This is a genomic window from Streptomyces sp. NPDC001056, from assembly GCF_053598955.1.
The window spans coordinates 88,233-111,498 of record NZ_JBSFLI010000002.1; the positions used below are offsets into that span (position 1 = coordinate 88,233).

At 71.7% G+C, this 23,266-nt stretch carries 18 protein-coding genes; 10 read left to right on the forward strand and 8 right to left on the reverse strand.

What is annotated here, in order from left to right:
* The first annotated feature begins 33 nt into the window (after positions 1-33).
* The 6 genes from ACWDD7_RS02990 to ACWDD7_RS03015 all read left to right on the forward strand — a co-directional run bounded on the left by ACWDD7_RS02990 (position 34) and on the right by ACWDD7_RS03015 (position 8,493).
* A complete protein-coding gene (locus tag ACWDD7_RS02990; protein ID WP_351875476.1) occupies positions 34-1,245 on the forward strand; it encodes an ROK family transcriptional regulator in 1,212 nt (403 codons plus the stop codon).
* A gap of 133 nt (positions 1,246-1,378) precedes the next feature.
* A complete protein-coding gene (locus ACWDD7_RS02995; protein WP_351875487.1) occupies positions 1,379-2,476 on the forward strand; it encodes a sugar ABC transporter substrate-binding protein in 1,098 nt (365 codons plus the stop codon).
* Between the two features lie 197 nt (positions 2,477-2,673).
* Entirely contained in the window at positions 2,674-3,465 is a 792-nt protein-coding gene (locus ACWDD7_RS03000; protein WP_450455944.1) for an ATP-binding cassette domain-containing protein, read from the forward strand.
* Positions 3,462-4,769: a sugar ABC transporter permease gene (locus tag ACWDD7_RS03005; RefSeq protein ID WP_351875471.1), complete on the forward strand. Its 1,308-nt coding sequence runs from the start codon at positions 3,462-3,464 to the stop codon at positions 4,767-4,769. The genes ACWDD7_RS03000 and ACWDD7_RS03005 overlap by 4 nt, the downstream gene beginning before the upstream one ends.
* 135 nt (positions 4,770-4,904) lie before the next feature.
* Positions 4,905-6,833 (forward strand): 1-deoxy-D-xylulose-5-phosphate synthase, encoded by a 1,929-nt coding sequence (gene dxs / locus ACWDD7_RS03010; RefSeq protein WP_351875468.1) that lies wholly within the window; start codon positions 4,905-4,907, stop codon positions 6,831-6,833.
* 151 nt (positions 6,834-6,984) lie between these two features.
* Positions 6,985-8,493, forward strand: a complete 1,509-nt coding sequence (locus ACWDD7_RS03015; protein ID WP_351875465.1) for an amino acid permease — start codon at positions 6,985-6,987, stop codon at positions 8,491-8,493.
* Between the two features lie 43 nt (positions 8,494-8,536).
* On the opposite strand, the gene ACWDD7_RS03020 is transcribed toward ACWDD7_RS03015, so the two are convergent.
* Positions 8,537-8,935 carry an NTP pyrophosphohydrolase gene (locus ACWDD7_RS03020; protein ID WP_450455947.1) on the reverse strand — a complete coding sequence of 133 codons (399 nt, stop codon included), beginning with the start codon at positions 8,933-8,935 and terminating at the stop codon, positions 8,537-8,539.
* A 77-nt stretch (positions 8,936-9,012) separates the two neighbouring features.
* On the opposite strand from ACWDD7_RS03020, the gene ACWDD7_RS03025 reads away from it, so the two are divergent.
* The gene (locus ACWDD7_RS03025; RefSeq protein ID WP_450455949.1) at positions 9,013-10,029 is read left to right on the forward strand and encodes a hypothetical protein; all 1,017 of its coding nucleotides are present in this window, start codon (positions 9,013-9,015) and stop codon (positions 10,027-10,029) included.
* Between the two features lie 147 nt (positions 10,030-10,176).
* A complete protein-coding gene (locus tag ACWDD7_RS03030) occupies positions 10,177-11,412 on the forward strand; it encodes an epoxide hydrolase family protein (protein ID WP_450455951.1) in 1,236 nt (411 codons plus the stop codon).
* Between the two features lie 71 nt (positions 11,413-11,483).
* Here the strand turns inward: ACWDD7_RS03030 and ACWDD7_RS03035 are convergent, their stop codons facing one another.
* From ACWDD7_RS03035 to ACWDD7_RS03055, 5 genes are all read right to left on the reverse strand, one after another.
* Positions 11,484-13,610, reverse strand: coding sequence for a 3-hydroxyacyl-CoA dehydrogenase NAD-binding domain-containing protein (locus tag ACWDD7_RS03035; RefSeq protein ID WP_450455953.1), 2,127 nt, complete (start codon positions 13,608-13,610; stop codon positions 11,484-11,486).
* Entirely contained in the window at positions 13,607-14,824 is a 1,218-nt protein-coding gene (locus tag ACWDD7_RS03040; protein ID WP_450455954.1) for a thiolase family protein, read from the reverse strand. Before ACWDD7_RS03040 ends, ACWDD7_RS03035 begins: the two co-directional genes overlap by 4 nt.
* Positions 14,825-15,079: 255 nt before the next feature.
* Entirely contained in the window at positions 15,080-16,369 is a 1,290-nt protein-coding gene (locus ACWDD7_RS03045; protein WP_450455956.1) for an HRDC domain-containing protein, read from the reverse strand.
* 212 nt (positions 16,370-16,581) lie between these two features.
* Positions 16,582-17,241, reverse strand: coding sequence for a response regulator transcription factor (locus ACWDD7_RS03050; protein WP_030777669.1), 660 nt, complete (start codon positions 17,239-17,241; stop codon positions 16,582-16,584).
* Positions 17,242-17,523: 282 nt separating this feature from the next.
* The gene (locus tag ACWDD7_RS03055; RefSeq protein WP_351875446.1) at positions 17,524-18,201 is read right to left on the reverse strand and encodes a DUF3000 domain-containing protein; all 678 of its coding nucleotides are present in this window, start codon (positions 18,199-18,201) and stop codon (positions 17,524-17,526) included.
* 111 nt (positions 18,202-18,312) lie between these two features.
* On the opposite strand from ACWDD7_RS03055, the gene hemE reads away from it, so the two are divergent.
* Positions 18,313-19,380, forward strand: a complete 1,068-nt coding sequence (hemE, locus tag ACWDD7_RS03060; RefSeq protein ID WP_351875444.1) for a uroporphyrinogen decarboxylase — start codon at positions 18,313-18,315, stop codon at positions 19,378-19,380.
* A 3-nt stretch (positions 19,381-19,383) separates the two neighbouring features.
* On the opposite strand, the gene ACWDD7_RS03065 is transcribed toward hemE, so the two are convergent.
* Entirely contained in the window at positions 19,384-20,208 is an 825-nt protein-coding gene (locus tag ACWDD7_RS03065) for a rhomboid family intramembrane serine protease (RefSeq protein WP_351875441.1), read from the reverse strand.
* 52 nt (positions 20,209-20,260) lie between these two features.
* On the reverse strand, positions 20,261-21,646 hold the full coding sequence (locus ACWDD7_RS03070) for an FAD-dependent oxidoreductase (RefSeq protein WP_450455959.1): 1,386 nt from the start codon (positions 21,644-21,646) through the stop codon (positions 20,261-20,263).
* A 163-nt stretch (positions 21,647-21,809) separates the two neighbouring features.
* Between ACWDD7_RS03070 and hemG the strand changes: the two genes are divergently transcribed.
* On the forward strand, positions 21,810-23,264 hold the full coding sequence (gene hemG, locus ACWDD7_RS03075; RefSeq protein WP_450455961.1) for a protoporphyrinogen oxidase: 1,455 nt from the start codon (positions 21,810-21,812) through the stop codon (positions 23,262-23,264).
* Positions 23,265-23,266: the final 2 nt, after the last annotated feature.

The following is a 23,266-nucleotide window of genomic DNA, read 5'->3' on the forward strand; positions in this document are numbered from 1 at the left end:
TCGTCGAAGCGGCCCCGCGCTCAGGAGGTCGTCGTGGAGACTCCAGGGTCGCAGTCGTCGCTGCACCGAGCCAACCTGGAGCGGGTGGTACGGGCCGTCCGGCTGGCCGGATCGCTCACGCAGGCGGAGATCGCGCGGACGACCGGCTTGTCCGCGGCCACGGTCTCCAACATCGTGCGGGAGCTGAAGGACGGCGGGACGGTCGAGGTCACACCCACCTCCGCGGGCGGGCGCCGGGCCCGCAGCGTCAGCCTCAGCGGGGACGCGGGCATCGTGATCGGCGTCGACTTCGGGCACCAGCACCTGCGGGTCGCGGTCGGCAACCTCGCCCACCAGGTGCTCGCCGAGGAGGCCGAACCGCTCGACGTGGACGCCTCCGCGGCGCAGGGCTTCGACCGGGCCGAGGAACTCGTCAGCCGGCTGATCGTGGCCACCGGGGTGGACCGCTCCAAGGTCGCGGGCGTCGGGCTCGGCGTGCCGGGCCCGATCGACCTGGAGTCCGGCACCCTCGGGCACAGCGCCATCCTGCCCGGCTGGGGTGGCACCAAGCCCGCCGAGGAGCTGCGTGAACGTCTCGGCGTGCCGGTGCACGTGGACAACGACGCGAACCTCGGCGCCCTCGGCGAGCTGGTCTGGGGCAGCGGCAAGGGCGTGCGCGACCTCGCCTACATCAAGGTCGCCAGCGGTGTCGGCGCCGGCCTGGTCATCGACGGCAAGATCTACCGCGGGCCCGGCGGCACCGCGGGCGAGATCGGTCACATCACCCTGGACGAGTCGGGCCCGGTCTGCCGCTGCGGCAACCGCGGCTGCCTGGAGACCTTCGCGGCGGCCCCGTACGTGCTCCCGCTGCTCCGGCCGAGCCACGGCCCCGATCTGACCATGGAGGGCGTCGTACGGCTCGCCAGGGAGGGCGACCCGGGATGCCGCCGGGTGATCGCCGACGTCGGCCGCCACATCGGCAGCGGCGTGGCCAACCTCTGTAATCTGCTCAACCCCAGCCGGGTGGTCCTCGGCGGCGATCTCGCGGAGGCCGGCGAGCTGGTCCTCGGGCCCATCAGGGAGTCCGTGAGCCGCTACGCGATCCCCAGCGCCGCCCGCCAACTCACCGTGCTTCCCGGGGCACTTGGGGGCCGCGCCGAGGTGCTCGGCGCCCTTGCCCTCGCCCTGAGCGAGATGGGCGATTCGGCGCTTCTGGACGGTTCTGCGGCAGGCACTCCGGCCGTGACCGCGCCTGCCTTCACTTAGAGAACGGATGGCACCGTTGCCATCTCGTTAAGGATTTACTTCTTGACGTCGCACGTGTGGCCGAGTTGACTTCCAGCCACCTCGGCCGCAACGACGCGGCCTCGTCAGGGAGGTTTGAGAAGTGAACACGCGTATGCGTCGTGCGGCCTTCGCCGTTGCCGCTGGTGCCATGGCCGTCTCGCTCGCCGCTTGTGGCAGCGCCAAGGAGTCCGGCGGTGGAAGCAAGTCCTCCGGCGGCGCCAAGAAGGGCGACGCCATCAAGGTCGGTCTGCTCCTTCCGGAGAACCAGACGGCCCGTTACGAGAAGTTCGACCGCCCGTTGATCGAGAAGAAGGTCAAGGAGCTGACGAACGGCAAGGGCCAGGTGGTCTACGCCAACGCCAAGCAGGACGCCAGCACGCAGAACCAGCAGGTCGACACGATGATCACCAACAAGGTGGACGTCCTCATCGTGGACGCCGTGGACTCGGCGGCGATCAAGAGCTCGGTGCAGAAGGCCAAGGACGCCGGCATCCCCGTCGTCGCCTACGACCGCCTGGCGCAGGGCCCGATCAGCGCCTACACCTCGTTCGACAACGAGACCGTCGGCAAGACCCAGGGCGAGGCCCTGCTGAAGGCCCTGGGCTCCAAGGCCAAGGCCGGCAAGATCGTGATGATGAACGGCTCCATCACCGACCCGAACGCCGCGCAGTTCAAGAAGGGCGCCCACGAGGTGCTCGACGGCAAGGTGAACGTCGGCAAGGAGTACGACACCAAGGACTGGAAGCCGGAGAACGCCAACTCCAACATGGAGGCCGCGATCTCGGCGCTGGGCAAGAAGAACATCGTCGGCGTCTACTCCGCCAACGACGGCATGGCCGGCGGTATCATCACCGCCCTCAAGGCGGCCGGCGTCTCCGTCCCGGTCACCGGCCAGGACGCCGAGCTGGCGGGTGTGCAGCGCATCGTCGCCGGTGAGCAGTACATGAGCGTCTACAAGCCGTACGCCCCGGAGGCCGACGCCGCCGCCGAGATGGCCGTGGACCTCGCGCAGGGCAAGTCGCTCGACTCCGTCGCCAAGGACAAGGTCGACAGCCCGACCACCCAGCAGGTGCCCTCCGTCCTCGTCCCGGTCACCGCGCTGACCAAGGACAACATCAAGGACACCGTCATCAAGGACGGCGTCTACACGGTCGCCGACATCTGCACCTCGCAGTACAAGGCCGCCTGCGACAAGCTCGGCCTGAAGTAAGCCGCCGTCACGCGCCTTCTCCCCAGGGGAGTTCACCCCCGTAGCTCCCCGGGGCCCCCTTTCGTGAGGGGAAAGGCGTCCCACTGTCCTCCGGCGTCCCGCGACATACACAGCCCCGCAAGCTCGGCGCGGGGCGCCGGACGGAACCCCCCAGAAAACTTCTGCACAACCTCCCGCCGGGTCAGGCGGCGAAGGAGATGGTTCACGTGTCCGCTACGCCCGTGCTGGCGTTGCGCGGGGTCTCCAAGCGGTTCGGTGCCGTCCAGGCGCTCACCGACGTAGAGCTTGAGGTCCACGCCGGTGAGGTGGTCGCCCTGGTGGGCGACAACGGTGCCGGAAAGTCCACGCTGGTCAAGACGATCGCCGGCGTCCACCCCATCGACGAGGGCGTCATCGAATGGGAAGGCCGCCCCGTCCAGGTCAACCGGCCCAACGACGCCCAGGGTCTGGGCATCGCGACGGTCTACCAGGACCTCGCGCTGTGCGACAACATCGACGTGGTCGGCAACCTCTACCTGGGCCGGGAGCTCCGCACGCGCGGCATCCTGGACGAGGTCGAGATGGAGCGCCGCTCCCGTGAGCTGCTCGACCAGCTGTCGATCCGCATCCCCAGCGTCCGCATCCCGATCGCCTCCCTCTCCGGCGGTCAGCGCCAGGTGGTGGCCATCGCCCGCTCCATGCTCGGCGAGCCCAAGCTGGTCATCCTGGACGAGCCGACCGCCGCGCTCGGCGTCGAGCAGACCGCACAGGTGCTCGACCTGGTCGAGCGGCTGCGCGAGCGCGGTCACGCCGTCATCCTCATCAGCCACAACATGGCCGACGTCAAGGCCGTCGCCGACAAGGTGGCGGTGCTGCGCCTCGGCCGGAACAACGGCGTGTTCGACGTCGCCGCGACCTCGCAGGAAGAAATCATCTCCGCCATCACCGGCGCCACGGACAACGCCGTCACCCGGCGTGCGGCGCGTACCGTCAAGGAGGTCCAGAAGTGAGCCTGGACAAGACCTCCACGCCTCCCGAGGACCACACTCCCGAGGACAGCGCCGTGGAGAACACCGAGGCGGCGGCCGGTACCGTCACCGCCGTCGACCCCCGCCTGCTCGTGCGCGAGCAGGGCTTCGCGGGCTACATCACCGAGTTCAAGCGGAAGATGAAGGCCGGCGACCTGGGCGCGATCCCGGTCATCATCGGCCTGGCGATCATCTGGATCATCTTCCAGAGCCTGAACTCCAACTTCCTCACCGCGGGCAACCTCTCCGACATCTCCGTCACCATGGTCGGTACGGGCATGATCGCCGTCGGCATCGTCTTCGTGCTGCTGCTCGGTGAGATCGACCTCTCGGTCGGTTCGGTCTCCGGTGTCGCGGGCGCCTCCTACGCGGTGCTCACCGTCACCCACGGCATGTCCGCGTGGCTCGCCCTCGTGCTGTCCATCCTGGTCGGCACGGCCGCGGGCGCGCTGCACGGCTTCTTCTTCGCGAAGATCGGTGTCCCGGCGTTCGCCGTCACCCTGGCCGGTCTGCTCTTCTGGAACGGCTTCATGCTCCAGGTCCTGGGCGACAGCGGCACCATCAACCTGGACAGCGAGGGCCTGGTCGCCAAGCTGACCAGCTACTACTTCTCCGACGTCGCCGCGGCCTATGGCCTCGCGCTCGTCGTCACCGTGCTGTTCTTCCTCACGTCGTACCTCGGCAACCGGCGCCGTGAGGCCGCCGGGGTGCCCTCGCGCCCGCTGAGCGAAACCATTCTGCGCACGGTGCTGCTCGCGATCGTGTCCTTCGCCGTCGCGGCCGTCTACAACCAGTACAAGGGCCTGCCGCTGGCCGTCGTGATCTTCGTCGCGGTGCTCGTCGTCACGGACTTCGTACTGCGCCGCACGGCGTACGGCCGCAAGGTGTTCGCGCTCGGCGGCAGCGTCGAGGCGTCCCGGCGCGCCGGCATCAACGTCGACCTGGTCCGCATCTCGGTCTTCGCGATCTCCGGCACCTTCGCGGCGATCGGCGGCCTGTTCCTCGCCTCCAAGATCGCCTCGGCGAACCAGGGCGCGGGAAGCGGTGACCTGCTGATGAACGCGATCGCGGCTGCGGTCATCGGCGGCACCTCGCTCTTCGGCGGCCGTGGCCGCACGTGGAACGCGCTGCTCGGTGTGCTCGTGATCGTCTCGATCCAGTACGGCCTCGCGCTTGAGGGCATCGCGTCGCCGGTGCAGTACATGATCACCGGTGGCGTGCTGCTCGCGACCGTGGTGATCGACGCGGTCACCCGCAAGACGCAGAAGACGGCCGGGCGGGCGTAACACACCCCGCCCCGGTGAACCGCATGTGCCCGGCACCCCGCAAGGTGCCGGGCACGTTCATGCCGGGCGTCGTCGGAAAGTTAGACTCTGGCGAGCCCGGCAAGCTCGATCAGCTCTAATTGCAAGGAGGCACGGGTGCCGCTGCTGACCCGCATCACGGGACCGCGCGATCTGGACCGGCTCAGCCTGGAGGAGCTGGATCAGCTGGCAGGGGAGATCCGGACCTTCCTCGTGGAGGCGGTCTCCAAGACCGGCGGACACCTCGGCCCCAACCTCGGAGTGGTCGAGCTCACCATCGCCCTGCACCGGGTCTTCGAGTCCCCGAAGGACAAGGTGCTCTTCGACACCGGCCACCAGTCCTATGTGCACAAGCTGCTCACGGGCCGGCAGGACTTCTCCCGGCTGAAGATGAAGGGCGGCCTGTCCGGCTACCCCGCGCAGGCCGAGTCCGCGCACGACGTCATCGAGAACAGCCACGCCTCCACGGTGCTGGGCTGGGCCGACGGCATCGCCAAGGCCAACCAGCTCATGAAGCGCGACAGCCACGTCGCCGCCGTCATCGGCGACGGCGCGCTGACCGGCGGCATGGCCTGGGAGGCGCTCAACAACATCGCCGCCGCCAAGGACCGCCCCCTCGTCATCGTCGTCAACGACAACGAGCGGTCGTACGCCCCCACCATCGGCGGCCTGGCCAACCACCTGGCCACCCTGCGCACCACCGACGGCTACGAGCGCTTCCTCGCCCGCACCCGCGAGGTGCTGGAGAAGACCCCCGTCGTCGGCCGGCCGCTGTACGAGACGCTGCACGGCGCCAAGAAGGGACTGAAGGACTTCATCGCCCCGCAGGGCATGTTCGAGGACCTGGGCCTGAAGTACGTCGGCCCGATCGACGGCCACGACATCGAGGCGCTGGAGTCGGCGCTGTCCCGTGCCAAGCGGTTCGGCGGCCCGGTGATCGTGCACTGCCTCACCGAGAAGGGCCGCGGCTACCAGCCCGCCCTCCAGGACGAGGCCGACCGCTTCCACGCCGTCGGCAAGATCCACCCGGACACCGGCCTGCCGATCGCCGCCTCCGGCGCCGACTGGACCTCCGTGTTCGGCGAGGAGATGGTCAAGCTCGGCGAGGAGCGCGAGGACCTCGTCGCCATCACCGCGGCCATGCTCCAGCCGGTGGGCCTCGACAAGTTCGCCAAGCGCTTCCCCGACCGCGTCTACGACGTCGGCATCGCGGAGCAGCACGGCGCCGTCTCCGCCGCGGGCCTCGCCCACGCGGGCGTCCACCCCGTCTTCGCCGTCTACGCCACCTTCCTCAACCGCGCCTTCGACCAGGTCCTGATGGACGTGGCCCTGCACAAGTGCGGCGTCACCTTCGTGCTCGACCGGGCCGGCGTCACCGGCACCGACGGCGCCTCCCACAACGGCATGTGGGACATGTCGATCCTTCAGGTCGTGCCGGGCCTCAGGATGGCCGCGCCGCGCGACGCCGACCAGGTGCGGGCCCAGCTGCGCGAGGCCGTCGCCGTCGAGGACGCGCCGACCGTGGTGCGCTTCTCCAAGGGGGCCGTCGGCCCCGCCGTACCGGCCGTCGGCCGCGTCGGCGGCATGGACGTGCTGCGCGAGGCGGGCACCGAACGCCCGGACGTGCTCCTGGTCTCCGTCGGCGCCCTCGCCCCGATGTGCCTGGAGATCGCCGACCTGCTCGACAAGCAGGGCATCTCCACCACCGTCGTCGACCCGCGCTGGGTCAAGCCGGTGGACGAGGCGATGGCCCCGCTGGCCGAACGGCACCGGGTCGTCGTCACCGTCGAGGACAACAGCCGCGTCGGCGGCGTCGGCTCCACCATCGCCCAGGCGCTGCGCGACGCGGGCGTGGACGTCCCGCTGCGCGACTTCGGCATCCCGCCGCGCTTCCTCGACCACGCCTCGCGCGCCGAGGTGCTCGCCGAGATCGGGCTCACCGCGCCCGACATCGCACGCCAGGTCACCGGCCTGGTCGCCAAGCTGGACGGCCGGTTCGACCGTACGGCGGACACGGTCGGCTCCGTGGAACCCGCGCGCGACTAGGACGAGTGCTCGACCGGGCCGGTCCCGCCGCTTCTTTGCGGTGGCGGAACCGGCCCGTGTGCGTAAGCCTGCCTGTCACGGGGCACTCGCGTCCCGATCCTCTCGATCATGTCGAGCCAGGTCGAGGACGACAAGCGTGGGAGGCAGCAACGTGAGCAGCTCGCTCTTCCGGACGAAGAACGTCGAGCAGTCGATCCGGGACACCGAGGAACCGGAGCACGCGCTCAGGAAGTCCCTCTCCGCGCTCGATCTGACCGTTTTCGGCGTCGGCGTGATCATCGGTACCGGTATCTTCGTGCTGACCGGACAGGTCGCCAAGAACAACGCCGGACCCGCCGTCGCCCTCGCCTTCGTCGCCTCCGGCGTGGTCTGCGCCCTCGCCGCCCTGTGCTACGCCGAGTTCGCCTCGACGGTCCCGGTGGCGGGCTCGGCGTACACCTTCAGCTACGCCTCCCTGGGTGAGCTGCCCGCCTGGATCATCGGCTGGGACCTGGTCCTGGAGTTCGCGCTCGGCACCGCGGTGGTCGCGGTCGGCTGGTCCGGCTACATCCGCTCGCTGCTGGACAACGCGGGCTGGCACCTGCCCGAGTACCTCTCCGGCCGCGACGGCGCCCACGGCTTCGGCTTCGACATCCTCGCCGCGCTCCTGGTGCTCGTGCTGACCGCGATCCTCGTCCTCGGCATGAAACTGTCGGCCCGGATCACCTCGCTGGTCGTCGCGATCAAAGTGGCCGTCGTGCTCATCGTGATCATCGCGGGCGCGTTCTTCGTGCGGGGCGACAACTACCGCCCGTTCATCCCGCCGGCCCAGCCGGTGCCGGCCGGCGCCAGCCTCAAGGCCCCGCTGGTGCAGCTGATGTTCGGCTGGGCGCCCGCCAACTTCGGCGTGATGGGCATCTTCACCGCCGCGTCCGTGGTGTTCTTCGCCTTCATCGGCTTCGACATCGTGGCCACCGCCGCCGAGGAGACCCGCAACCCGCAGCGGGACGTGCCGCGCGGCATCCTCGGCTCGCTGTTCATCTGCACCGTGCTCTACGTGGCCGTCTCCATCGTCGTCACCGGCATGCAGAACTACACCCAGCTGTCCGTGGACGCCCCGCTGGCCGACGCCTTCAAGGCCATCGGGCACCCCTGGTACGCGGGCGTGATCAGCTTCGGCGCCGCCATCGGCCTGACCACCGTGTGCCTGATCCTGCTGCTCGGCCAGACCCGGGTGTTCTTCGCGATGAGCCGCGACGGGCTGCTGCCGCGCTTCTTCTCCCGGGTGCATCCGCGGTTCCGGACCCCGCACCGGCCGACCATTCTGCTCGGTGTGATCATCGCGATCGTCGCCGGTTTCACCAGCCTCAGCGAGCTTGCCGAACTGGTCAACATCGGCACCCTGTTCGCCTTCGTGGTCGTCGCGATCAGCGTGATCATCCTGCGCAGGACGCGACCGGACCTGCCCCGGGCCTTCCGCACCCCGTGGGTTCCGTTCGTTCCGATCCTCTCCGTGTGCGCCACGCTCTGGCTGATGCTCAATCTGCCCGCCGAGACCTGGCTGCGGTTCGCGATCTGGATGGTGATCGGTTTCTTCGTCTACTTCCTCTACGGCCGTTCGCACAGCCGTCTCGCCCATCCCGAGCAGCCGGAACCGGAGCCCGCGCCGCCCATGTCGTGACCCGCGCCGGGGCCGTCGTCACCCACCGGGCGGCGCGGCCGGCTCAGCCGAGCACCGCCCGCGGCCCGGTGACCCGCGCCCCCAGCGCCGACACCCGCCGCCGCAGCTCACGGTCCGCGGTGACGACCAGACAGGTACGGTCCCCGGCCCGCGCCGCCAGCTCCACGATCAGGTCGTCCCCGCTGCCGGGCGCCTCCTCCACCCGCACCCCCGGCACGGACGGCACCCCGCGGGCGGCGCCCTCGACCACCAGCACCAGTTCGAGCGGGCCGGGCAGTTCCGCCGTACCGGAGTCCGCGTACGCCACCAGGCGGTCGCGCAGCCGCTCGGCGGCCCCGCGCCGGTCGCGCCACCAGCCGTCGGGGACGGAGCCGACGACGTTGGCGCCGTCGACGACGAGCAGGGGCAGGACCGGGTCCGGGGCGTCCGGGGTGTGCGTCATGCCTGCCATGCTGCCCCCTCGCCCGCACGGGGGAGGGCGCAGGCCGCGGGCGGTGTGCCCCGGCTTAGAGTGACCGGGTGAACGGAGACTGGCTCCTTCGCGGCCGAGACGGCCGGCTCAGTGTCTACCAGTCGTCGGGCGACGCCGTCCTGTGCCGGGCGGAGCACGGCCCCGGCGGCACCTGGACCGGCCCGCGCAAGGTCGGCGGCGAACAGAAACTGCATCCCGTCCTGGCCCTCGGTCAGGGCGCCGACGGCTATGCCCACCTGGTGTCCTGGCGGCCCACCGCCAAGGGCGAGTCGGGCCTCGTGCACTCCACCCACTTCCGCGCCCACCTCGCCGCCCTGGACTGGAACCCGGTCGGCCACCCCGACAAGAAGGGGGACCGCACCGGTTGGCCCGCCGTCGCCGTGGACGCCGAGGGCCGCGCCCATGTCTTCGTCCGCAACGCGGGGGGCGGCGTCAGCATGCTCGCGCAGAAGGAGAAGGGCGGCTGGGAGCCCTGGCGGGACCTCGGCGGCAAGGACGTCCAGGACGGACTCGCCGCGGTGACGGGGGAGTCCGGCCGGGTCGAGCTGTACGCGGCCACCCCCGAGGGCGTCCTGTACTGGCGTCAGGAGGCCCCCGGCGCCCAGCCGGTACTCCAGGACCCGCTGAAGGCGGCGGTGCGCCCTGGGACCCTCCACGCGCTCGCCACGTCCGCCGAGCGTACGACGCTGTACTACACCGGCACCGGGGGCGATCTGTGCGCCTGGCGGCCCGGTGGCGAGCCGGTCGCCCTGCTGCCCTCCGCCGGGCACGGCCCGGTCGCGGCGGTGCGCTGCGAGCTCGACGGCCACGACTGCACCCTGCTGGCCCAGCGTTCCGCGAGCGGCCGGGTCGCCTTCGCCGCCTATCCGACCGAACTGGAGTCCGCGGGCGCCTGGTGGACCGAGTCCGGCCCCCGGCTCACCGTGGACGCCCGGGTGTGCCTCGCGACGGACGAGGACGGGCGGGTGGTCGCGGCGACGCTGTCCCCGTCGACCGGTCAACTCCTGCTGACCCGCCGCAAGGACGAGGCGGGACTCGCCCTGGAGGCGTGGCGGGCGGTCTGAGCCCCGTCCCGCCCCTGCCTCGGCGAGGGCGTCCGGACCGGCGGGGGTCGCACGGTCCACGCCCTTGGAGTCGTCGCCCGCGACCCTGGAATGCTTGTCCGACAGGCCCACGGCACCGCTTCCCCCTCACCGGTAAGGAACCACGCCATGACCACCCCGCACGCCTTTCCCCTGGAGCCCACCCCGATCCATGTGCCCGAGGAGGTCCTCGACGACCTGCGCGCCCGTCTGGCATCGACCCGTCCGCCGCTGGACGAGGGGAACGACGACTGGTCCTACGGCGTCCCGGACGGCTATCTGCGTGAGCTGGTCGCCCACTGGCGGGACGGATACGACTGGCGCGAGGCCGAGGCCGCCATCAACGCCTACGAGCACTACCGGGTGAGCGTCTCCGGCGTCCCGGTGCACTTCATGCGCAAGCCCGGCCGCGGCCCCCGCCCCGTCCCGCTGATCCTCACCCACGGCTGGCCGTGGACGTTCTGGCACTGGTCGAAGGTGATCGACCCGCTCGCCGACCCGGCCGCGTCCGGCGGTGACGCGGCCGACGCGTTCGACGTCATCGTGCCGTCCCTGCCCGGCTTCGGCTTCCCCGGCCCGCTCACCGGCTTTCCCGACGTCAACTTCTGGAAGGTCTCCGACCTCTGGCACACCCTGATGACCGAGACCCTGGGATACGAGAAGTACGCCGCCGGGGGCTGCGACATCGGCGGGATCGTCTCCAGCCAGCTCGGCCACAAGTACGCCGACGAGTTGTACGGCATCCACATCGGCTCCGGGCTGCCGCTCGACTTCTTCACCGGCCCCCGCGCCTGGGACGTCGCCCGGAACCGGCCCCTCACCGACGACCAGCCCGCCGACGTCCGCGCCCGCCTCGTCGAGCTGGACCGCCGCTCGGCGTCCCACCTCGCCGTGCACATGCTCGACGGCGCCACCCTGGCCCACGGACTCAGCGACTCACCCGCCGGACTGCTCGCCTGGCTGCTGGAGCGCTGGAACGCCTGGAGCGACAACGGCGGTGACGTCGAGTCCGTCTTCACCAAGGACGACCTGCTCACCCACGCCACGATCTACTGGGTGAACAACTCCATCGGCACGTCGATGCGTTACTACGCCAACGCCAACCGCTACCCCTGGACTCCCGCCCACGACCGCACGCCCGTCGTGCAGGCCCCGGTCGGCCTCACCTTCGTCACGTACGAGAACCCGCCCGGCGTCCACGGCACCGAGGAGCGCGTCCGGGCGTTCGAGACCGGCCCGCAGGCCGCCTGGTTCAACCACGTCAACGTCAACGCCCACGACCGCGGCGGCCACTTCATCCCCTGGGAGAACCCCGACGCCTGGGTGAGCGACCTGCGCCGCACCTTCCGGGGCCGCAGGCCCTGACGACCCAGCGGGCTCGGGCGCGTGCGAAAGGGCCCCCGCCGAGGCGGGGGCCCTTCACGCCGTCACCGGTGTCACGCCGGAACGCTCGCCACGCCCGGGGCCAGGAACGGCTTGCCGTTCACGCGCTCCGATACGCCCTCGCGGTCCAGGTACGGCGTGATGCCGCCCAGGTGGAAGGGCCAGCCGGCGCCCGTGATCAGGCACAGGTCGATGTCCTGCGCCTCGGCGACGACACCCTCGTCCAGCATGAGCCCGATCTCCTGCGCCACCGCGTCCAGGACGCGGTCGCGCACCTGCTCCTCGGTCAGGACGACATCGCCCTGCTTGAGGAGCGCGGCGACCTCGGGGTCCAGCTCCGGCTTGCCGCTGTCGTAGACGTAGAAGCCGCGCTTGCCGGCCTCGACCACGGCCTTGAGGTTCGGGGAGACCTTGAAGCGGTCCGGGAAGGCCCGGTTGAGGGTCTCCGAGACGTGCAGGCCGATCGCCGGGCCGACCAGTTCGAGCAGGACCAGCGGGGACATCGGCAGGCCCAGCGGCTCGATCGCCTTCTCGGCGACCTCGACCGGGGTGCCCTCGTCGATGACGTCCTGGATCTCGCCCATGAAGCGGGTCAGGATGCGGTTTACGACGAACGCCGGGGCGTCCTTGACCAGCACCGCGGTCTTCTTCAGCTTCTTGGCGACCGCGAAGGCGGTGGCCAGGGAGGCGTCGTCGGTCCGCTCGCCGCGGACGATCTCCAGGAGCGGCAGGATCGCGACCGGGTTGAAGAAGTGGAAGCCCACGACCCGCTCGGGGTGCTGGAGCTTCGAGGCCATCTCCGACACCGACAGCGAGGAGGTGTTGGTCGCGAGGACCGCGTGCGCCGGGGCGACCGCCTCGACCTCCGCGAACACCTTCTGCTTGACGCTCATCTCCTCGAACACGGCCTCGATGACGAAGTCCGCGTCCGCGAAGCCCTCGGCCTTGTCCAGGACGCCGGTGACCAGCGCCTTGAGGCGGTTGGCCTTGTCCTGGTGGATGCGGCCCTTGGCGAGCAGCTTCTCGATCTCGCCGTGGACGTAGCCCACACCCTTGTCGATGCGCTCCTGGTCGATGTCGGTCAGCACGACCGGCACCTCCAGGCGGCGCAGGAAGAGCAGCGCGAGCTGGCTGGCCATCAGACCGGCGCCGACGACGCCGACCTTGGTGACCGGGCGGGCCAGGCTCTTGTCCGGGGCGCCGGCGGGGCGCTTGCCGCGCTTCTGCACCAGGTTGAACGAGTAGATGCCCGCGCGCAGTTCGCCGCCCATGATGAGGTCGGCGAGGGCCTGGTCCTCGGCGTCGTAACCCTGCTGGAGGTCACCGTCCTTGGCGGCCTCGATGATCTCCAGGGCGCGGTAGGCGGCCGGGGCGGCGCCGTGCACCTTGGAGTCGGCGATGAAGCGGCCCTTGGCGACGGCCTGGTCCCAGGCCTCGCCGCGGTCGATCTCCGGGCGCTCGACGGTGACGTCGCCCTTGAGGACCTTCGCCGTCCACAGGAGCGACTGCTCCAGGAAGTCGGCGCCCTCGAAGATGGCGTCGGCGATGCCGAGCTCGAAGACCTGCTTGCCCTTGAGCTGCTTGTTCTGGTTCAGCGAGTTCTCGATGATGACCGAGACGGCCTTGTCGGCGCCGATCAGGTTCGGCAGCAGGGTGCAGCCGCCCCAGCCGGGGACCAGACCGAGGAAGACCTCGGGCAGCGAGAACGCCGGGATCGCCTGGGAGACGGTCCGGTAGGTGCAGTGCAGGCCGACCTCGACGCCGCCGCCCATGGCCGCGCCGTTGTAGTAGGCGAAGGTCGGCACGGCGAGGCCCGCGAGGCGCTTGAAGACCTCGTGACCGCCCTTGCCGATGGCGAGCGCGTGCTCGTGCTCCTTCAGCAGCTCGACGCCCTTGAGGTCGGCGCCGACGGCGAAGATGAACGGCTTGCCGGTGATGCCGATACCGGCGATCGCACCCTCGGCCGCCTCCTTCTCGACCTGGTCGATCGCCGCGTTCAGGTTCGCGAGCGAGGCCGGGCCGAAGGTGGTCGGCTTGGTGTGGTCCAGGCCGTTGTCCAGCGTGATCAGCGCGAAGCGGCCGGCGCCGAGGGGGAGGTCGAAGTGGCGGACGTGCGCGCTGGTGACGACCTCGTCGGGGAACAGGCCCGAAGCCTGCTTCAGAAGCTCGGTGGTGCTCACTTGTCCCCCTCGAAGTGCGGGTTCTCCCAGATGACCGTCGCGCCCATGCCGAAGCCGACGCACATGGTGGTCAGGCCGTAGCGGACGTGCGGCTGCTCCTCGAACTGGCGGGCCAGCTGCGTCATCAGACGGATGCCCGAGGAGGCCAGCGGGTGACCGAACGCGATGGCGCCGCCGTACTGGTTGACGCGCGCGTCGTCGTCCGCGATGCCGTAGTGCTCCAGGAAGGCCAGCACCTGGACCGCGAAGGCCTCGTTGATCTCGAACAGGCCGATGTCGGAGATGGACAGGCCCGCCTTGGCGAGCGCCTTCTCGGTGGCCGGGATCGGGCCGTAGCCCATGACCTCGGGCTCCACGCCGGCGAAGGCGTAGGAGACGAGGCGCATCTTGACCGGGAGGCCGTTCTCGCGGGCGAAGTCCTCGCTGGCGATGATCGACGCGGTGGCACCGTCGTTCAGACCGGCCGAGTTGCCGGCGGTGACGCGGCCGTGGACGCGGAACGCCGTCTTGAGGTTGGCCAGGCCCTCCAGGGTGGTCCCCGGGCGCATCGGCTCGTCGGCGGTCACCAGACCCCAGCCGGTCTCGCCGCCCACGGGGGTGGTGCGGCGTACCGAGATCGGTACCAGGTCCTGCTGGATCTTGCCGTCGGCGTACGCCTTGGCGGCCTTCTCCTGCGAGCGCACCGCGTACTCGTCGGAGCGCAGCTTGGTGAGGCTCGGGTAGCGGTCGTGCAGGTTCTCCGCGGTCATGCCCATGAACAGGGCCGACTCGTCCACCAGCTTCTCGCTCACGAAGCGCGGGTTCGGGTCGACGGCCTCGCCCATCGGGTGGCGGCCCATGTGCTCGACGCCACCGGCGATGACGGCGTCGTAGGCGCCGAACGCGATGGAGCCGGCCACGGACGTCACGGCGGTCAGGCCACCGGCGCACATGCGGTCGATGGAGTAACCGGGCACGGACTGCGGCAGCCCCGCGAGGATGCCGGCGGTGCGGCCGAGGGTCAGGCCCTGGTCGCCGATCTGCGTGGTCGCGGCGATGGCGACCTCGTCGATCTTCTTCGGGTCCAGGCCGGGGTTGCGGCGCAGCAGCTCCCGGATCGCCTTGACGACGAGGTCGTCGGCGCGAGTCTCGTGGTAGATGCCCTTCGGGCCCGCTTTGCCGAACGGGGTGCGGACGCCGTCGACGAAGACGACGTCCCTGACGGTACGAGGCACGATGGCTCTCCTCCATGGTGCGGGACGCTGAGCGCTTGCTTAAGCCCATGCTACTTGCGAGTAATGTAGCTGCCCAGTCCTGCCGGGGCCAGCGGCGAAGGTCACACCGGTGGCGGACGCCCCACAGCGCGGCGGCGGTCCGCAGGTTGGCGTGATCTGTGCGGCCCGGTCGCACCTCCCGTCAGGGGCGCGGGAAAACGCGCGAGCGGCCACGGGAGACCCGCGGCCGCTCGACGTCACGTACTCCTGCGGCGCTTACGCGCCCTTGGCCGACAGCGCGTCCACCAGGACCGGCGTCACCAGCTCCACCTGCCACGGACGCGCGCCGTACCCCGCGAGCGCCGCGGAGACGGACCCGGCGTCGACCACGGCCGGCGGCTGCCAGCACACGCGGCGGACCGTGTCCGGGGAGACCAGGTTCTCCTGCGGCATGGCAAGCCGCTCGGCGAGGGCGGTCACCGCCGCCCGCGCGGCGGAGAGGCGGGCCGCCGCCGAGGGGTCCTTGTCGGCCCACGCCCGCGGCGGGGGCGGACCCGTCACCGGCTGTCCGGGCTGCGGCAGCTCCGACTCCGGCAGGGCCTTCGCCCGGTCCACCGCCGCCTGCCACTGCTCCAGCTGCCGCCGTCCGGTCCGGTGGCCGAACCCGCTCAGCGCGGCCAGGGCGTGCACATTGCCCGGCACGGCCAGCGCCGCCTCGACGATCGCCGCGTCCGACAGCACCTTGCCCGGCGACACGTCACGCCGCTGTGCGATGCGGTCCCGCGTCTCCCACAGCTCCCGTACGACCGCCAGCTGCCGGCGGCGCCGTACCTTGTGCATCCCGGACGTACGGCGCCACGGCTCCCTGCGGGGCTCGGCCGGCGGGGCGCTCGCGATCGCGTCGAACTCCTGGAGGGCCCACTCCAGCTTGCCCTGGCGGTCCAGCTCCTTCTCCAGGGCGTCGCGCAGGTCCACGAGGAGTTCGACGTCCAGCGCGGCGTAGCGCAGCCAGGGCTCGGGCAACGGGCGGGTGGACCAGTCGACGGCGGAGTGGCCCTTCTCCAGGACGAAGCCGAGGACGTTCTCCACCATCGCGCCGAGGCCGACGCGGGGGAACCCGGCGAGCCGGCCGGCCAGCTCGGTGTCGAACAGCCGGGTGGGGAGCATGCCTATCTCGCGCAGGCACGGCAGGTCCTGCGTGGCCGCGTGCAGCACCCACTCCACGCCGGACAGCGCCTCGCCGAGCGCGGACAGGTCGGGGCAGGCGACGGGGTCGATCAGTGCGGTGCCGGCGCCCTCGCGGCGCAGCTGCACCAGATACGCGCGCTGGCCGTAGCGGTACCCGGAGGCGCGCTCGGCGTCCACCGCGACGGGCCCGGAGCCGGCGGCGAAGGCGGCGACCGCCTCGGCGAGCGCGGCCTCGTCGGCGATCACGGGCGGAATGCCCTCGCGGGGTTCGAGCAGGGGTGTCGGCGCCTCCGTCACAGAAGATCCGGCGTCGTCGGGAGGCGTGTCTCCACTGGTGCGCCGGGTGCTGTCTGCTGCGGTGTCTTGGGCGTCGGTCACCTGTCAAGGGTATCCATGCGTGGACAGCACCCGTCGCCGGAACGTTCCGTCGACGGGCGCCGAGGGGTCGTAAACCAGTCAGCCCGGTGAAACCGCCGGTTCACGGGAGTGAAGCGGTCGCCGTCCGGGAGCGGTCGGTGGAGGGGGAGGCGTAGGGGAAGACGGGGCGTAGGGGGGTGTGGACGGGGCAGGGGGCGGGGGAGCGGAGACGGTCAGTGGATGATCCCGGTGCGCAGGGCCACGGCGACCATGCCGGCCCGGTCGCCGGTGCCCAGCTTGCGGGCGATGCGGGCGAGGTGGCTCTTCACGGTGAGGGCGGACAGGCCCATGGACACACCGATCGCCTTGTTCGACTGGCCCTCCGCGACCAGTCGCAGCACCTCGACCTCGCGTCCGGACAGTTCGCGGTAGCCGCCCGGGTGGCTCGGGGCACCCGGGGGGCGGCGGTGCATGCGGGCGGCGGCGCCGAGGGGGGCCGCACCGGGGCGGGTGGGGAGCCCGATGTTGGTGCGGGTGCCGGTGACGACGTAGCCCTTGACCCCGCCCGCCAGGGCGTTGCGGACCGCCCCGATGTCGTCGGCGGCGGAGAGGGCGAGCCCGTTGGGCCAGCCCGCGGCGCGGGTCTCGGACAGCAGGGTCAGGCCGGAGCCGTCGGGCAGGTGGACGTCGGCGACGCAGATGTCGCGGGGGTTGCCGATGCGGGGACGAGCCTCCGCGATGGACGAGGCCTCGATCACATCGCGCACACCGAGCGCCCACAGGTGGCGGGTGACGGTGGAACGCACGCGCGGGTCGGCCACGACCACCATGGCGGTCGGCTTGTTCGGGCGGTAGGCGACCAGGCTTGCGGGTTGCTCAAGGAGAACGGACACCAGGCCTCCTGGGTGGGGGGACGGGGCCGGCTTGTGGGGAAGAAGCCGGGACGAACCGTGCTTTCAAGGTCACAGTCGTCTTCGGCAGCAAACCTGTCCGCCTTTAGAGAGTGATCACGATCTAGTGAGTAACAATCCGTACAATTCGGACACGCGATCGATCACCCGAAGATCGAATCGGTCCGAGCGGATGCGATTCGAGTGCACAATGTGGCCGTATCGACAAAGAGATGGTCAATAAGGCGCCCTTGAGGGGGACGGCGGCCGTGACACGCCGTCACATCACCGGGACTGCGGGCCCCTGCGCTGCGGCAGCGTCACCACCGAGGCGTCGCCCGGACCGGCCGGCGGCAGACCCCCGACCTGGGCCAGCAGATCGCACCAGGAGGCCAGGTGGGCGGCCGCGTCCGGCACCCCGCCGAGCCCCTCGCGCGGCGTCCAGGAGGCACGGATCTCGATCTGCGAGGCGGGCGGCCGGTCCGCGAGCCCGCCGAAGTAGTGCGAACCGGCGCGCGTGACGGTGCCGCTCGGCTCGCCGTAGCCGAGGCCGCGCGCCCCCAGCGCCCCGGTCAGCCAGGACCAGCACACCTCCGGCAGCAGCGGATCGGCCGCCATCTCCGGCTCCAGCTCCGCCCGCACCAGCGTCACCAGCCGGAACGTGCCCCGCCAGGCGTCGTGCCCGGCCGGGTCGTGCAGCAGCACCAGGCGCCCGTCGGCCAGCTCCTGCTCGCCGTCGACCACCACCGCCTCCAGCGCGTACGCGTACGGCGCGAGCCGCTGCGGTGCGGGGGTCGGCTCCACCTCCACCTGCGGGCGCAGCCGGCAGGCGCGCAGCGCGTCGACCGCGGTCCGGAACGCCGGCGGACCCGCGGCATCCGAGTGCCGGTCCGCCTCCTCGGTGTCCTTCACGTCGCCCAATCCGTCAGCGCCATCCGACCTGTGTCCGTGAGCCGCAGCCATGCGGGGAAGAGTAAGGGGAACCGGGCCTCTGCGCAGGCAGGACACCCCGCGACGTGCGGTTCCTCGCCGCCTGTGCACGGCCCCTCCACGCGGTCGTGCGAGACTTTCCCCGTGACCGCCAACGAGGCCCCCCGGGGCAAGCAGCCGACCGCGACGTACGACAGCGCCTTCCTCAAGGCGTGCAGGCGTGAACCCGTGCCGCACACGCCCGTGTGGTTCATGCGCCAGGCCGGCCGCTCCCTGCCCGAGTACCGCAAGGTGCGCGAGGGCATTCCGATGCTGGAGTCCTGCACGCGGCCCGAGCTGGTCACCGAGATCACCCTCCAGCCGGTGCGCCGGCACGGCGTGGACGCGGCGATCTACTACAGCGACATCGTCGTCCCGCTCAAGGCCATCGGTCTCGACCTCGACATCAAGCCCGGTGTCGGCCCGGTCGTCGAGCGGCCGATCCGCACCCGCGCCGACCTGGCCCGGCTGCGCGACCTCACCCCCGAGGACGTCTCGTACGTCACCGAGGCCATCGGGATGCTCACCCGCGAGCTGGGCCCCACCCCGCTGATCGGCTTCGCCGGCGCTCCCTTCACGCTGGCCAGCTACCTGGTCGAGGGCGGCCCGTCGCGGACGTACGAGAACGCCAAGGCGATGATGTACGGCGACCCCGAGCTGTGGGCCGACCTGCTCGACCGCCTCGCCGACATCACGGCCGCCTTCCTGAAGGTCCAGATCGAGGCCGGCGCCTCCGCGGTGCAGTTGTTCGACTCCTGGGCCGGCGCGCTCGCCCCCGCCGACTACCGGCGCTCGGTGCTGCCCGCCTCGGCCAAGGTCTTCGACGCGGTCGCGGGCTACGGCGTACCGCGCCTCCACTTCGGTGTGGGCACCGGCGAGCTGCTGGGCCTGATGGGCGAGGCCGGCGCGGACGTCGTCGGCGTCGACTGGCGCGTTCCGCTGGACGAGGCCGCCCGCCGCGTCGGCCCCGGCAAGGCGCTCCAGGGCAACCTGGACCCGACCGTGCTGTTCGCCGGCAAGGACGCCGTCGAGGCGAAGGCCCAGGAGGTGCTGGACGCCGCCGCGGGCCTGGAGGGGCACGTCTTCAACCTCGGCCACGGCGTGATGCCCCACACCGACCCGGACGAGCTGACCCGGCTCGTGGAGTACGTCCACTCCGCCGGCGCCCGCTGACGCTCACCACGTGGAGCGGGGCCGCGCGCGCCTGCCGAACAGCAGGCCGGGCGGCTCCGGCGGGGGCGGTGTGCCGGGCTTGAGCGGCAGGGCGACGAGCAGGCCCACGAGGAAGCCGATCACGTGGGCCGCGTACGCCACCGTTCCCGCGTCGGAGACCCCCTGCCCGGACGAGTACACGGCCTGGAGCGCGAACCAGAAGCCCAGCACCAGCCAGGCCGGCAGGCGCAGTGGCAGGAAGACCAGGAGCGGCACCAGCACCCAGACCCGCGCCCTCGGCCACAGCACGATGTAGGCGCCGAGCACCCCGGCGATCGCCCCGGACGCGCCGATCAGCGGGTCCGCCGAACCGGCGTTGAGCAGTGCGAAGCCGTACCCCGCCGCGTAGCCGCAGACGACGTAGAAGACGAAGAAGCGGATGTGGCCCATCCGGTCCTCGACGTTGTTGCCGAAGATCAGCAGGAACAGCATGTTGCCCAGCAGGTGCAGCCAGCTGCCGTGCACGAACATCGCCGTGAACACCGACAGCGGCGGCGACTTGTGGAAAGCGCGCGGCGCCACCACGCAGCCGGGCCCGTGCGGGCCGACGCCCACCCCGCCCGTCGGCACCAGATGCGGCGTCTGGTGGTGGATCAGCTCCCTCGGGACCGCCGCGAAGCGGTCCATGAAGGCCTCCAGATGGCACAGCTGCGCCAGATTCCCCGCGCCGGTCAGGGAACCGGCCATGCCGGGCGTCGACAGGAACACGAGGACGTTCGCGATGATCAGGGCGTACGTCACCCAGGGCGTGCGGCGCACGGGATTGATGTCGCGGACGGGGATGACCACACAGGAGTAGTGCCCGGCGAAACCCCGGCCAATCGAGTGGTCCCCGCGCCGGTCAGTTCCCGCGCACCCGCTGGGCCGCCTTGCGCGCGGCCACCAGGACCGGGTCCCACACCGGCGAGAACGGCGGCGCGTAGCCGAGGTCCAGGGCGGTCATCTGCTCCACCGTCAGCCGCGCGGTCAGCGCCACCGCCGCGATGTCCACCCGCTTGGCCGCGCCCTCGCGTCCCACGATCTGCACGCCCAGCAGCCGACCGGTGCGGCGCTCGGCGAGCATCTTGACCGTCATGGGAGAGGCCCCCGGGTAGTAACCGGCCCGGCTGGTCGACTCGATGGTCACCGCCTCGAACTCCAGGCCGACCCGGCGCGCGTCCTTCTCGCGCAGTCCGGTGCGGGCGATCTCCAGATCGCAGACCTTGCTGACCGCCGTACCGACCACGCCCGGGAAGGTGGCGTAGCCGCCGCCCGCGTTGGCGCCGATGACCTGGCCGTGCTTGTTGGCGTGGGTGCCCAGCGGGACGTACTGCTCCTGCCCGGAGACCAGGTTGAGCACCTCCACGCAGTCGCCGCCCGCCCAGATGTTCTCGTGGCCGCGCACCCGCATGGCCAGGTCGGTGAGCAGCCCGCCATGGGCGCCGAGCGGCAGCCCGGCGGCGCGTGCGAGGGCGGTCTCCGGGCGGACGCCGATGCCGAGGACCACCACGTCGGCCGGGTACTCGGCGTGCTGTGTGGCCACCGCGCGGACCCGGCCGTCCTCGCCGGTGAGGATCTTGGTGACCTCGGCACGGTTCACCATGGTGATGCCCAGACCCTCCATGGCCCGGTGCACCAGGCGGCCCATGTCGGGGTCCAGGGTCGACATGGGCTCCCGGCCGCGGTTGACGACCGTCACCTCTAAACCCCGGTCGATCAGCGCCTCGGCCATCTCCACGCCGATGTACCCGGCGCCGACGACCACCGCGCGCCGCCCCTGGGTGCGGGCCAGGGTGTCGAGGAGCGCCTGCCCGTCCTCCAGGGTCTGCACCCCGTGCACCCCGGGGGCGTCCGCGCCGGGCAGCTCCGGGCGGACCGGGCGGGCCCCGGTGGCGATCACCAGTTTGTCGTACGACGTCCACGACTCGGCTCCGGAACCGACGTCCCGCGCGCGTACCCGCTGCCCCGGTACGTCGATCTCCGTGACCTCGGTGCGCAGCCGCAGGTCGATGCCCCGGGCGCGGTGCTCCTCGGGGGTGCGGGCGATCAGGTCGTCCCGCCCGGGGACGGCGCCGCCCACCCAGTAGGGGATGCCGCACGCCGAGAACGAGGTGAAGCGACCGCGCTCGAACGCCACGATCTCCAGCTCCTCGGCCCCTTTCCGCCGCCGCGCCTGCGACGCCGCCGACATACCCGCGGCATCCCCACCGATCACGACCAGCCGCTCTCGCCCCTGACGCATGCTCATGGGGACACGCTAGAGGGTCTCGGCGGCGGGGTGCGGGCATGGGGCCCGAGAGCCCCGGGGGCCGGGCCCGTCCGAGGGCGCAGGGGCGGGGTCCTGGTGGCCGGGCGGCGTGGGACCTACGGCCCTATCAGGACTCTCAGCGGGGTCTGAGAGAGTGGAGACCATGAGCGCAACGGGTACGAGTTCGGGACACGTCGTCGTCATCGGAGCCGGCGTCGCCGGTCTGGCCGCCGCCCACCGGCTGCTGGAGCGCGGCGCGCGGGTGACGGTGCTGGAGGCGTCCGAGCGGGTCGGCGGCAAGCTGCTGCCCGGCGAGATCGCGGGCGTCCGGGTGGACCTCGGCGCCGAGTCGATGCTCGCCCGCCGCCCCGAGGCCGTGGCCCTCGCCCGCGAGGTCGGCCTCGCCGGCCGGCTCCAGCCCCCGGCCGTCGCGAGCGCCGCGATCTGGACCCGCGGCGCGCTGCGCCCCATGCCCAAGGGCCATGTGATGGGCGTGCCCGGCACCGCCGCCGCGCTCGCCGGCGTGCTGTCCGACGACGGCCTGGCCCGCATCGAGCAGGACGCCGTGCTGCCCCGCACCGAGGTCGGCGACGACGTGGCGGTGGGCGAGTACGTGGCGGCCCGGCTCGGCCGCGAGGTCGTCGACCGCCTGGTCGAACCCCTGCTCGGAGGGGTGTACGCGGGCGACGCGTACCGCATCTCGATGCGCTCCGCCGTCCCCCAGCTCTTCGAGGCCGCCCGCGCGCACGCCTCCCTCACCGAGGGCGTCCGCGAGATCCAGGCCAGGGCCGCGGCCACGCAGCAGACCGGGCCCGTCTTCATGGGCATCGAGGGCGGCGTGGGCACCCTGCCGCTCGCGGTCGCCGAGTCCGTCCGCTCGCGCGGCGGCGAGATCCGCACGAACACCCCCGTCACCGGGCTGCGCCGCGACCCCGCCGGCGGCTGGCGCGTCACCGCGGGCGAACAGCAGCTGCACGCCGACGCCGTCGTGGTCGCCGTACCCGCCCCGGCCGCCGCGCGGCTGCTGCGCCCCGAGTCCCCGGCGGCCGCCGCCGAACTGGCCGCCGTCGAGTACGCGTCGATGGCCCTGATCACCCTCGCCTACCGGCGTGCCGACCTGTCCCTGCCCGAGGGCAGCGGCTTCCTGGTGCCGCCCGTCGACGGACGCACCATCAAGGCCTCGACGTTCGCCTCCCAGAAGTGGGGCTGGATCGCCGAGGAGGACCCGGACACGGTGGTGCTGCGCACCTCGGTGGGGCGGTACGGCGAGACGGCGGTCCTCGGCCGCGACGACGCCGACCTGGTCGAGGTCTCCCGGCACGATCTTCGCGAGGCAGTCGGCATCGAGGCCGCGCCCGTCGAGACCCGGGTCACCCGCTGGACCGACGGGCTGCCCCAGTACCCGGTCGGGCACCACGGGCGCGTGGCCCGCGTCCGCGAGCACATCGCCAAGCTGCCGGGCCTCGCGGTCTGCGGCGCGCAGTACGACGGCGTGGGCATCCCCGCGTGCATCGCGAGCGCGAACGCGGCCGTCGACCAGTTGTCCGGCGATCTGCGCGGGGTCGAGGAGCTGACCGCCCACCCGGTGCAGAGCCTTCACGGCGGAGCAGGAGAATAGGA

Excerpts from the sequence above, each read along its gene's own strand:
- ACWDD7_RS02995 (WP_351875487.1), top strand. The coding sequence starts at position 1,379 with ATGCGTCGTGCGGCCTTCGCCGTTGCCGCTGGTGCCATGGCCGTCTCG.
- ACWDD7_RS03000 (WP_450455944.1), top strand. The coding sequence starts at position 2,674 with ATGGTTCACGTGTCCGCTACGCCCGTGCTGGCGTTGCGCGGGGTCTCC.
- ACWDD7_RS03020 (WP_450455947.1), bottom strand. The coding sequence starts at position 8,935 with ATGACGCACACCCCGGACGCCCCGGACCCGGTCCTGCCCCTGCTCGTC.
- ACWDD7_RS03030 (WP_450455951.1), top strand. The coding sequence starts at position 10,177 with ATGACCACCCCGCACGCCTTTCCCCTGGAGCCCACCCCGATCCATGTG.
- ACWDD7_RS03055 (WP_351875446.1), bottom strand. The coding sequence starts at position 18,201 with ATGGCTGCGGCTCACGGACACAGGTCGGATGGCGCTGACGGATTGGGC.
- ACWDD7_RS03070 (WP_450455959.1), bottom strand. The coding sequence starts at position 21,646 with ATGAGCATGCGTCAGGGGCGAGAGCGGCTGGTCGTGATCGGTGGGGAT.
- hemG (WP_450455961.1), top strand. The coding sequence starts at position 21,810 with ATGAGCGCAACGGGTACGAGTTCGGGACACGTCGTCGTCATCGGAGCC.